Origin of the sequence: Bacteroides sp. 90-K9/2, assembly GCF_047310725.1 — a bacterium.
GTDB classification, from domain to species: domain Bacteria; phylum Bacteroidota; class Bacteroidia; order Bacteroidales; family Bacteroidaceae; genus Bacteroides; species Bacteroides vicugnae.
The window spans coordinates 355,670-366,555 of the sequence record NZ_JBCGVL010000006.1 but is presented as its reverse complement, the minus strand read 5'-3'; the positions used below and the strand labels follow the sequence as shown (position 1 = coordinate 366,555).

The 10,886-nt window shown below is 43.6% G+C and carries 7 protein-coding genes; 3 read left to right on the top strand and 4 right to left on the bottom strand.

What is annotated here, in order from left to right:
* Positions 1–246 precede the first annotated feature (246 nt).
* The 4 genes from AAHJ11_RS15900 to AAHJ11_RS15885 form a co-directional block, all read right to left on the bottom strand.
* Positions 247–1,437: a THUMP-like domain-containing protein gene (locus AAHJ11_RS15900; RefSeq protein WP_195649402.1), complete on the bottom strand. Its 1,191-nt coding sequence runs from the start codon at positions 1,435–1,437 to the stop codon at positions 247–249.
* 68 nt (positions 1,438–1,505) lie between these two features.
* Positions 1,506–2,282 (bottom strand): M15 family metallopeptidase, encoded by a 777-nt coding sequence (locus tag AAHJ11_RS15895; protein WP_322019574.1) that lies wholly within the window; start codon positions 2,280–2,282, stop codon positions 1,506–1,508.
* A gap of 163 nt (positions 2,283–2,445) precedes the next feature.
* Positions 2,446–5,373 (bottom strand): DUF6493 family protein, encoded by a 2,928-nt coding sequence (locus AAHJ11_RS15890; RefSeq protein ID WP_413579803.1) that lies wholly within the window; start codon positions 5,371–5,373, stop codon positions 2,446–2,448.
* Entirely contained in the window at positions 5,361–6,716 is a 1,356-nt protein-coding gene (locus AAHJ11_RS15885; RefSeq protein WP_413579801.1) for an SWIM zinc finger family protein, read from the bottom strand. The genes AAHJ11_RS15890 and AAHJ11_RS15885 overlap by 13 nt, the downstream gene beginning before the upstream one ends.
* Positions 6,717–7,311: 595 nt before the next feature.
* On the opposite strand from AAHJ11_RS15885, the gene AAHJ11_RS15880 reads away from it, so the two are divergent.
* The 3 genes from AAHJ11_RS15880 to AAHJ11_RS15870 all read left to right on the top strand — a co-directional run bounded on the left by AAHJ11_RS15880 (position 7,312) and on the right by AAHJ11_RS15870 (position 10,745).
* Positions 7,312–7,815 carry an RNA polymerase sigma factor gene (locus AAHJ11_RS15880; protein WP_148365742.1) on the top strand — a complete coding sequence of 168 codons (504 nt, stop codon included), beginning with the start codon at positions 7,312–7,314 and terminating at the stop codon, positions 7,813–7,815.
* A gap of 216 nt (positions 7,816–8,031) precedes the next feature.
* On the top strand, positions 8,032–8,808 hold the full coding sequence (locus tag AAHJ11_RS15875; protein WP_217721027.1) for a Cof-type HAD-IIB family hydrolase: 777 nt from the start codon (positions 8,032–8,034) through the stop codon (positions 8,806–8,808).
* A 437-nt stretch (positions 8,809–9,245) separates the two neighbouring features.
* Positions 9,246–10,745 (top strand): tyrosine-type recombinase/integrase, encoded by a 1,500-nt coding sequence (locus AAHJ11_RS15870; RefSeq protein ID WP_413579799.1) that lies wholly within the window; start codon positions 9,246–9,248, stop codon positions 10,743–10,745.
* Positions 10,746–10,886: the final 141 nt, after the last annotated feature.

Sequence of the window (10,886 nt, the reverse complement as noted above, 5' to 3'; positions counted from 1 at the left end):
AAGCTATTCTTTTGTTACGATGGTGCAGCGGTTCACATACGTTACTCATATCGGTCAGCCTAACAGCCTATACATTGAATATTTCTGCATAGAACCATATTGTCAAGAGGGCTTCGCACCAAACAATTACTCGTAAAGCACGCCTCTTTAGGCTACTGTTGACGGAACAACAGGTTCAGACATTATGCTGAACAATTACTTGTACGACTTCTTGTCGCACCTTTTTTTGCAAAAATAGAAAATAGTTCAGACTTTCTCACAGCGGATCAGAACTTTTTGCCCATTATTTAATGTGCTGGCAAATAAGTAGGTATCTCCTCCTTCAGCCAAATGGATTCGTTTGCGGAGTTCGGCTACTGTGGCGGGGAAGTTACGGACTGTCACATTTGCTTTTTTCAGGTCTGCCAGATTCTCCTTTACTTCTTTTTTATTGAAACTGCACTGGTTGACAATACGGAATATTCTTCCGGGGAAGTTTTCAATGAAAGTATCGGAAGTATAAAGATGGCTGTTGGGATGCAATTTGCGGACAGGGTAAGCTGCTGCAATGCTACGGAAAGCACCGGCTTTCAGAAGGGAGGCATTCGGTTCGTAAAGATAGGTTTCTAAAGAATCCGTATACGTACATTCGCTGCATTGCTCCTGTTCGCGGGTAAATACAAAGTGTTGTTCTTCTTGAGTCCCTTTCGTGGAGAGGTTCACGCAATGAATGGAGATTTCTGACGGTGATGTTTGTCCGAGTAAGATTAGTAATTCCTTACATTCGTTGTTGACGGACAGAATGTGAACTTCTTGTGTATGTTTCAGCTCTTTCAGTGCCAACGAAAGATCGAGCATGGGGGAAAGTTTGATCATTACCCGGTTGGCTTTATGAAGTAAAAGCTCTTCAAGTTCGGCTACATTCGGTTCGCAGTCGGAGATGGCAACCGTTTTTCCGCCGTGCTCATTGCGGCGCGCGGGGTCGAGGAAGAGGCAGTCTACGGGGGACATTGCTTGCAGGTAGGCTACTCCGTCTTCGTTTCTTATGTTTATATGGTTTAGATTCAGTACGGGAAAGTTATGTGCCGCTATTTCGCAGAGTTCTTCCTGACGTTCTACGTAAGTGGCGGATTTGAATCCGGTGGCAAGAAAAGAACAGTCAATGCCGAATCCGCCGGTGAGGTCGGTCAGAGAATCTCCCTGCAAAAGACGTGCTTTGTAGCGGGCGGTGATTTCTGAAGAGCATTGCTCCAGCGACAGATGTTTCGGATACCATATCTTTTCCATCTCCCACCATGAGGGAATCTTTTCAGCCGCTACCTTCCTTCCTGCAATTTGGGTGATGGCAGTCGGCATATCTATATCCGGGTACTTTTTAGCTTGTAAAGCCAGTGCACGTACATCGTCCGATGAATGTTCTCGAATAAAAAGTTGGGTTTCAGGGGAGATTTGCATCATGGTGTTATTGTGTTATAGGATATTACAATGAATCGTCGAGCTCTGATTATGGGGTTGTTGAATGTCGGTTATGGTATTAACTTATACTTCTGTTTGGCTACGTCCCGGCTGCAAAAATTGAAATGCCACCATTCGCTGGGTAATGCACGGAATCCGGCCTCTTTCATCACCTTTCGTAGCAGTAACCGGTTCTGACGCTCCGTTTCACTTATTTTTCCATTATGTACCAATCCGATCTCGTCTGTGATGTGTGCTTCCACGCCTAAATGGTCTACTTTGGTTCCCATAGGCAGGGGCTGTCCCAGAGAGTCTTGGATACTGATGTCTACTGCCAGTCCGTAGTTGTGTAATCCGCCTCCACGGTTGGGGTTGGAGACATATTTATATTTGGACGTTCCTTTCACTACGTTCCACATCTTTTTCTGTACTGACATTGGACGTGCCGCATCGTAAATGATAAGACTGTAAGACGGGTGTAGTCTCTTCAATACTTTTTGTGCTTCTATCAGAGCGTATGCCGCATCCGGATGCAGGTAGGCTTCCGTTAAGTTGTCGTAAAGCACTTCACCCGTGAAATTATCAGCCTGTGTATACATTAGTTTTACGACGAGGCTGCTGTCCAGATCAGCTATATTGATGAGTCCTAATGAGTCCATGTAGAGAGCCATTTCGCTTCGCTCCGGTGGCGAGACGGTGGAACATTCTTCGCACGGTTGTATATTCTCCGGCGTATGTTCGTATTCTACGAGGGGGATGCTTTCCTTTTCTTCTTTATGACTCGAAAGGAAAGAGCATCCTGTCAGTAGCAGACAGAGGATGGGTAAACTATACTTCAGAATGATCATTCAGCCTTTTGTATTTAGTGTGCCAAAGATACTTCTTTTAGGCTTTAGCTTCAATAAGCTGCCTTTAAATTCTGGTTGTTTAAGTGATCGGGTAGTACCATCTTACTGTCACAATTGTACTAATACTGTGGCATAAAGTAAGGGATTAAGTCTTTTCAATCCATTATAGATTGCTGAGTGAAGTTGCCACCTTCTTCAGGTTGCTGTTCGTTGCCCATTCTTGCAGATGTTGTAAGAGTTGTTCGTCTGTAACTTTGCTATGGTTGATAGTCAGTAGTTCCAGATAGAGTTCGAGCAGCTGTTTGAGTCCGGTGACGGGTTTGTCAGGCAATCCGCTGATAAAGACTGTGAGTAGCTCTTCCAATTGACGGTTGTGGAAAGTACTTCGTTTGTACATGCTTTCGTATACTTGGGTGGTGAAGCGCTTTAGCGGAGCAAGCTCCATCGTGATGAGGCGAGCCAGGATTTCTCCTACCCGGCGGTTGTTTATTCTTCTTGCGGCAAGTCCCTCTACCCATAATTCCGCTGCATAGGAACGGACTGTCTTGTCTACGAAAAGTAGTGAACCGCCTAATAAGAGCAGGCTCATCTCCCGAAGCGGGCAGTGGAAAGAAAGGAGCATCCGCAAAGCACAGGTGAGGGTGCGTTTGCTGTCTTCCTGCGGAGTGCCGAAAGCCATGTAGCAGGTGATGATCTGGGCTATCAACGGTTCCGGCCGGTTAGGGAAGTAACATAGCAGAGGTTCCATGTAGCGGGAGTCGTCTATATTATATTTACTGTTGATAATCAGATGTTCCTGCCATAGCTGATGGCTGTTGAATTCGACGTATTTGTGCCATTTGTAGGAATCGAGTTCAAGCAGACGCCTGTCCGTTTCGTATGATTTCTCTTTTGGTTTCAATTTGTTCCACCCATAGTCTCCTGCCAGATAGTTGTGTGGCAACGTGCAGCAGGCGAAGGACTTGAATACTTCGAATTCAGTTTCCGGTGCTTTTACCAGTCCGGCGGCTACCCAGCCGGTCGGATGGTTGTAGGGCGGTTCGGGTTGTGTGTTCTCATCCAACAAGAACAGGCAGAGATGGAGGTATTCATCTTGCAATAGTTGCCGGGCGGTGGTGACGGCTTCTTCTTTGCCTTCCATGGCACAGCGGGCAATCGCTAGTTGGAAATCCCATGGACAGGGCTTTGTGCCTGCTTCCTGATATGCGGCGAGGCGGCGTATCAGTTCGGTGGCCTGTATGTATGCCGGAGTATGGGTAGGAGTGGAAAGTAAGGGCAATGTATTATTCTCCTTTAGTTGACGGATTACATTCAGCCATAACTGTTGGACGGGTGTGAAACAGGTTGCGTCGCTGTAGCCGGGTTTCCAGTCGGCAAGTCGTTTGAAAGAACGCTCGTCATAAGCTCCCCTGTTTTGATCTCTTCCTTTCAGTCTTTCTTCCAGCCGGGTGAACATATTTCTCAAGAATCCTGTGCGGGAGGTGTCTGTCGTCTGTGTCCATAGACGTTGATATTCCAACAGGAAGGTAGCCAGAAGCTCCTCGTATGGTTCCCAACTGTTGGCTACGATATTGGTTGCCCGTTGGAAAACAGGTCCCATCCGGTCGAAATCTTCTTTGTTCAGTTGAGGATGGAAGGCGATAATAGCGGCAACTGTTGTTTCTATCTCCCAGCTTTCCTCCATATCGAACAGGCGGCTAAGTTGGAACAGAAAATCTTCTTTGCTGGCAGGAAAGGGAATATGGTTGTCTTCCCTGCAAATGCGGACGGTTGCCGAAGACGGCTCCTCGTTAAAGGAGGTTTCGTCTGTAATATTTCCTCCGGTATGAATGATTTCTTCAAGATTCATGTCTGTCGCATTTGATACTCCGGCAGACTGTACTCTGAAAGATATGAGTATTGCTTGTACGCTTTGAAACATCTCCGGCTGATAGGATTGTAATGTCTCTTGGAGACTGGACGAAGAAGCGTCTCCATATTTTATGATGAAGTCGGCGGCTTTCTTTTGTAGGTTCTCGTCCTTCTTCAGGAACAGTTGGCAGAGAGTGATGCAGCAGACTTCTCTCATTTTGGGATGCCGTGCAACGATCTTCTCAAAGATAGTATGGATGGTAAGTAGCGAGTTTTTGGGGCTGGAGAAGAAAAGGGGAGCTGCACGTTCGATGAATTCCTGATAACGGAATCCCTCTTCGGATGCGATACTTTTCAGTTGTTGCAACATCACATTCACCGGTTTTGTATAAGAAGAGGTGAATATTTGCATCATCTCTTCTTGCAAGGATAACAGTTCTCCGGTAGTTGGTTGTAGAGTTTCAAAGAATCCGGCAAACCATCCTGCCATGTCTTTTTTGAAGCTCCGGTGAAAAGTGGCGAGTGTGGCTTTTAGTAGGCGTTCTCTATCCAGATGGCCGTCCAGCGAGAAACGGTAGAGGGCAGCACTGATACTTTCATCCTGTGCGGTAACTCCTTTTTTATAAGCCTCTTTGGCGCAATCATCCTGATAGCTGATGGACGATTCGTATTCGAAAATCGTCCAGATATGTTCTTTCAGGGTGATATCCCGCTTGAGTAATAACTCACTGTTGAAAGTATCGTTTCCTTTGGGCTCTTTATTTCTGATACGGGTAATCCAGGGGAATACATGTGCAATGCGGCTTGGAGCAATATCTTTGAGGTATCCCATATCCATGAGCTGCGTCAGCTGTTCGTAATTGAGATCGAAATTAAACCAAGTTTTGTCATCGTTGATGAAATCTGTCAGCCAGGTGGGGTAGTAAAGCGGGAGCAGTTTGCAAAGCGTATCAAACTTCACATGATAGGCCATATCCATTTCCCGTTTGTTGGCGCAGACAAACTGGACAGCAGATAGAAAATGTGCCCGTGCCGCACTGCAGGTTGTCTCACTACTGAAACCGGCAAACTTGCTTTTTATCCATTGTAAATCCCGGATAACCGGCAGCAGTTTCCGCCTTTCTTTCATTGGTAACTCCAGTAATCTCTTGACAAAAGGGATTAATATCTTCTCTTCGTTCTCCGGAGTATCCACATAAGCTTTGGATAATTTCTCCAGTTCTTTTTTTAATTCTTCCATTGTACTAGTTTCTTTACTGCCAGAATATGTTTGCAAGCTCCCCGTTCTCCCTGATTGCTACTGAACCAGGTGCAAGTGCAACGCTCTTTCTCACTTTCTCTGTCGAGAATGACCGTATGCCTGACGCCTCCGCTTCCTGCCACACGTGCTTCTGTCCGTTTCTCGTCATTCGATATGATTTCTACTTTTTCTTCTTCCAATAGTTTTTCTGCAGCTATCATTCGAGGATTGAGACTTAAAATACGTTCGGTTTTGAAGGGCAGACGACGGTAGAAGAAACTGTTTTCATCCAGATCGAATCCCAATAATCCCATTGCTGCCAGCCGTGCCGAGAGGGAATCCACCTTATCCAAGTCAATATGTTCTTCTATGGCAAAAAGAGTGGGGTTGAACTGTTGGTTGGCATAACTGTATTTGTCCATTGCCTCTATCCATCTTTCGGGGACGTCCTCGAGCAGAGATTCCAGTGCGGCGCCTTCTCCGGAAAATCCTCTCCAACATTCGCGGGAAAGAGAAAGGCTGAAGCGTACCGGACCAAAATAAAGTTGCCAAATGGTGGATTGCATGGTGGGATGTGCAAAGACTTTCAGCTCATCGGCAAACGGAAGCAAGGGCTCGAGCAGACGTAAGCGATGAAGTCCTCCAATGCAGACGGCATTCATGCTTTTCACCGGTGAAAAGGCGGGTTTTTGACCGCGCATCACTAAATAATAGTCGCATTTCACGCTACTTTTCGGAAGAGTCTGGAAGAGTTGCAAGGTTTGTATGCGATTGAAGGAGTAGAGCTGTTCTGCAACGGATTGATAAATCTGTACCGTGGTCAGTCCTTTTATCCATTTCACGGGAAGAGGTACTTTCCGTTCTATCACTTTCTCCCCTTTATGATAAAGCCCCACCTCTTTGGGACCGACTGACATTACCACATTCTCTTGTCTGCCTATTCCTCCTAAAGCGGAAATCATTCCGGGATTAAAATCTACGTTTGTTGTCCCGTTTTCCGGAAATTCTCCGTCGTGTCCGTCAGGAAGTACGTCGACCCTGGCATATACACCTGCACAATTAGAAAATCCTTCAAAGCGCAGGCGGTCATTTCCTGCGGTTACAATCGGATCTTTCAGCATGGCAAGCTGTGCCGGTGTCAGATTGAAACTGGATTGCACAACGTTGGATAATGCGATGAGGCAGCGTGCTGTCATGTAGGGTTGTGCCAACTTTCCCCAAAAGAAACAAGGTGCTTCTTTCTTTTCTATTTCGCTGTATTTGGCAAGAAACAGTTCGTCTTGATTGGCCGACCGTTGCAGGGCGGAAGGAGCTGCATATTGGTAAGAGATGGTATCAGTCATAGATAATAAATCGGAATTTGGTTGTATATTCTCCAAATATAGAAATTAATTCTTAGTGAAAAAAAGAAGTAGGAGAATTTACATCGCTTTGGAATTCTGATATTATAAAATATCATCAAATGAAGCATTTATATCTCTTTTGATGGCAAATATCAAATACAATTCTTAATAGTCAGACACAATTTTTTATACATAAAACAATTATTCTTTATAACTATTCTTAAATCCTACGTTTCTTTTTGCCAGAAAATAATATTTTTGTGCCCACAATTAGAATGTTCTAGCAACAGATTCTAAATTAAGTCTTATGAATTTTTAAAGATGAAAAAGACAGCTGTTTGTGAAAATCGCTAATATTGTTTGTTTTGTTTGTGTTATCCCATTTTGAGTCAGGTGTGGCTTCAAAATGGGATTTTCGCTATAAAGACAGTCTCAAAACCACCTGAATACTATCAGAAATGACCTAAATTCTATCAGCCGATAGATTTTCCCCTAAACAATGTCTGTTCTTCACCTGTCACATTTGTTGAAAACCCGTAAACTTGCAGCATCAAAATAATGATAACGAATACTCACAATTAAAAAAATAACGTATATGAAAAGTTTAAGCTTCAAGAAAGATCTGATAGGAGTACAGGATGAATTACTCCGTTTTGCATATAAACTGACGACCGATCGTGAAGAAGCAAACGATTTGTTGCAGGAAACCTCATTAAAAGCATTGGATAACGAAGATAAATATACTCCCGACACAAATTTCAAAGGATGGATGTATACGATAATGCGGAACATCTTTATTAATAATTACCGCAAAGTAGTGCGCGACCAGACATTTGTCGATCAGACTGAGAACCTTTATCACCTAAACCTGCCGCAGGATTCAGGTTTTGAAAGTACGGAAAGAGCTTACGATTTAAAGGAAATGCGCCGTGTAGTCAATGCTCTGCCGAAAGAATACAGAGTTCCGTTTGCTATGCACGTTTCAGGATTCAAGTACCGTGAGATTGCAGAAAAGTTGAATCTTCCGTTAGGTACTGTAAAGAGCCGCATATTCTTTACCCGTCAGAAATTGCAGGAAGAGTTGAAGGACTTCCGCTAACGTTTACTATCAATTTTCAGTTGGTATCAATAGGTATAGGGCAAAAGGAAACGAGATCCTTTTGCCTTTTTTATTTTATGTGTTGGAGGTCTGTATTTGTTATGGGAATTTTTTCAGTAACTTTGTCACTGGTTAATTGACTGCTCTGATTATCAGTCGAGGATAGTCGATTTGCTTCCCTTGATTTGTCGAAGAATGAATAAAGATATAAATGTTATGATAAAAGCGATCATGCTCGATGTGGATGGAACATTGGTAAGTTTTGAAACTCATAAAGTGTTGCCATCCTCTGTTGATGCCCTTAGGAAGATTCATGACGGTGGAATTCGAATAGCCATTGCTACCGGTAGAGCGGCGGGCGACCTTCATGAAATAGCTGATGTTCCGTATGACGGAATTATCGCGTTGAATGGAGCCGACTGTGTTTTGCGGGATGGCACTGTGATAAGAAAGCACCTTATTCCGAAAGATGATTTTAAGAAAGCCATGGAAATAGCAAAGGCCTTTGATTTTGCAGTCGCTATTGAATTGGATGAAGGTGTGTTTGTCAATCGTCTGACTCCGACTGTCGAACAGATTGCTAAAATCGTGGAACACCCTATTCCGGCCGTTGTAGACATTGAAGATCTGTTTGAAAAGAAAGAGTGCTGTCAGCTTTGTTTTTATATCGATGATGAGATGGAACAAAAAGTGATGCCGTTTCTGCCTAATCTTTCCTTGTCACGCTGGCATCCTTTATTTGCTGATGTGAATGTGGCAGGAATAAGTAAGGCAACCGGGCTTTCGGTATTTGCTGATTATTATGGGATCGGAATGACGGAAATAATGGCTTGCGGTGATGGTGGTAATGATATTCCTATGTTGAAAGCTGCCGGAATCGGAGTGGCGATGGGAAATGCATCGGAGATAGTCAAGGCTTCAGCCAATTTTGTTACTGATACGGTGGAGAATGACGGGCTTTGTAAGGCGCTGAAACACTTTGGAATTATTTAATATTGGGTACTCTAAAGCTTAATATTATAGGTGTTATTCCCCTATTGTTTATTCTTCTGTATTTCTGCCTCTGTTGTTTTTACCTGTTTAGGAACAATTAAAGAACAACAATGCAGCAATATCGGGTAGATATTGTATGATTTCAGTTATCTTTCCTCTAGTTGGAGGATAGCTATAAAAGGAAAAATTCCTGCAAGTGTTTCACTTACAGGAATTTTTCAGTGGACCAGCCTGGGCTTGAACCAGGGACCTCCAGATTATGAGTCTTTTTGCGTGGTGTTTCATGTAATTACATGGGATGTAAATATGCTGATAATCAGCAATTATTGGATTTTGTGGTTTGCAGGAAAATAACTATATTTGCGGTAGTTTTCATGCGAAAAGGTCACCTGAAGGTCACCAAAATTTGCGAAGTATTACTTGTAAGTTAACGCATTATGAGAAAAGAAGGAACTGATAAGGTCACCGGAATGGCCAAAGAGGAAGTGAAATCCTCTTCAAGAGGCGAGAAATGCCTAGCTAAATTTACCGCTGCGAATGGTAACGTATATGGTTCGTTGACTCTTGACATACGAAAAGCAGGAGATTACTCGCAACCGCTTCCTGTTGCCGTGCGTGTATGCCATGCCGGACAGAAAGTGTTTCTTCGTTTGGGCAAAACATACACTATGGAAAAATGGTTGGCTCTCTGTGATTATGAGAAAAGTGGCCGTCGTATTCAACTGACAGAGAGAAACGACATGAAGAATCTGATGGATAGGGTGGAGCTTATAGCCAATCAACTTATTTCAGAAAACAACTTCTCTCTTCGTAAACTACAAGACAGATTTCAAGGCAGAAAGGATGATGACAGCACCATTATTACGGTGTGGGATTCATATATCCAATCTAAGGCCAATGAGGGCAAAGTAGGTTCAGCTCGTTGTAGCAAGGATGTGCGCAACCGTTTTGTAAAAGACTTGGGAACAGACGTATCTTTTGCTGATGTTAACAGGGAGTTTATTATGAAGTGGGTAAGAATCATGAAAAAGAACGAACTGAGCACCACCACTATTGCCATCGCGCTTCGTAGCCTGAGAACCATTATCAATATGTGTATCTCAAATGGTCTGATGAAAGGAGACACCAAAGAGATGTTCAAAGACACAGGCTACAATAAAGCCCAAAGCCGTAAGCATGAGTTTCTTGATGTGGCTACCATGCGTAGACTTTATGACTTCTGGAAAGCTGACGAGGCAAAGGACAAAGACGGAAACGAGTTATTCCTTGGGCGAGAGAAGCATGCCATATTTCGCGATCTTGGATTATTCCTTTTTATGTATTTAGGTGATGGGCAAAACCTTGCCGATACTCTCCGTCTGACTTATGATGAACTATACTATGCCACTCATGGCAAACAACTGCGCTTTCTTAGGCACAAGACTCGTGAGCGAAACGAGAGTGCCAGCGAAGTGATATTTCCCGTTACCCCTGAAATTCAAGAGATACTTAATCGATACGGAAATGTCCCAAAACTTGGAAGGCGAGTATTCCCCATAATGAATGAGCTTCTTTCGCCCGAACAAGAAATATGGGTTATCCAACGCTACAATAGATACATACGTGAACACATGGCCAAAGTTGCCAAGCTTTTGGAAATGGAGCAAATGCCATCACCGACTTGGGCAAGACATAGCTTCGCCACCAACCTTAATAATTCAGGAGCTGTACCTTATAAATACATAAGCGACAGCATGGGACATAGTGGTGGCGGTGACATTACTTCCAATTATATCGGTGCTTATCCTCTTGCAAAAATGCTGGAGTATAATCATTATCTACTCAATGAGAAGCCCAAGGAGGCTGCTCCGGTTGTAGATAAGAAAGCCTTGCTTGAGATGCTGAAAGGTTTGAGTGAAGAGGAACGTATGGAGTTGATGGCTAATCTATCTGACTAATACGGTCTATTTATCACAAGAATACCAAATGAATTACCGCAAAAATGCGGAATAGATCACCACAAAAATGCTAAGCAAAATGCCGCAAAAATACCAAATAGATAGTTGTATTTCAAATAAAATCAGTACCTTTGCACTAAA

Coding starts and splice junctions, on each gene's coding strand:
- AAHJ11_RS15895 (WP_322019574.1), bottom strand. CDS start 2,282: ATGATCATTCTGAAGTATAGTTTACCCATCCTCTGTCTGCTACTGACA.
- AAHJ11_RS15875 (WP_217721027.1), top strand. CDS start 8,032: ATGATAAAAGCGATCATGCTCGATGTGGATGGAACATTGGTAAGTTTT.
- AAHJ11_RS15900 (WP_195649402.1), bottom strand. CDS start 1,437: ATGATGCAAATCTCCCCTGAAACCCAACTTTTTATTCGAGAACATTCA.
- AAHJ11_RS15890 (WP_413579803.1), bottom strand. CDS start 5,373: ATGGAAGAATTAAAAAAAGAACTGGAGAAATTATCCAAAGCTTATGTG.
- AAHJ11_RS15880 (WP_148365742.1), top strand. CDS start 7,312: ATGAAAAGTTTAAGCTTCAAGAAAGATCTGATAGGAGTACAGGATGAA.
- AAHJ11_RS15870 (WP_413579799.1), top strand. CDS start 9,246: ATGAGAAAAGAAGGAACTGATAAGGTCACCGGAATGGCCAAAGAGGAA.
- AAHJ11_RS15885 (WP_413579801.1), bottom strand. CDS start 6,716: ATGACTGATACCATCTCTTACCAATATGCAGCTCCTTCCGCCCTGCAA.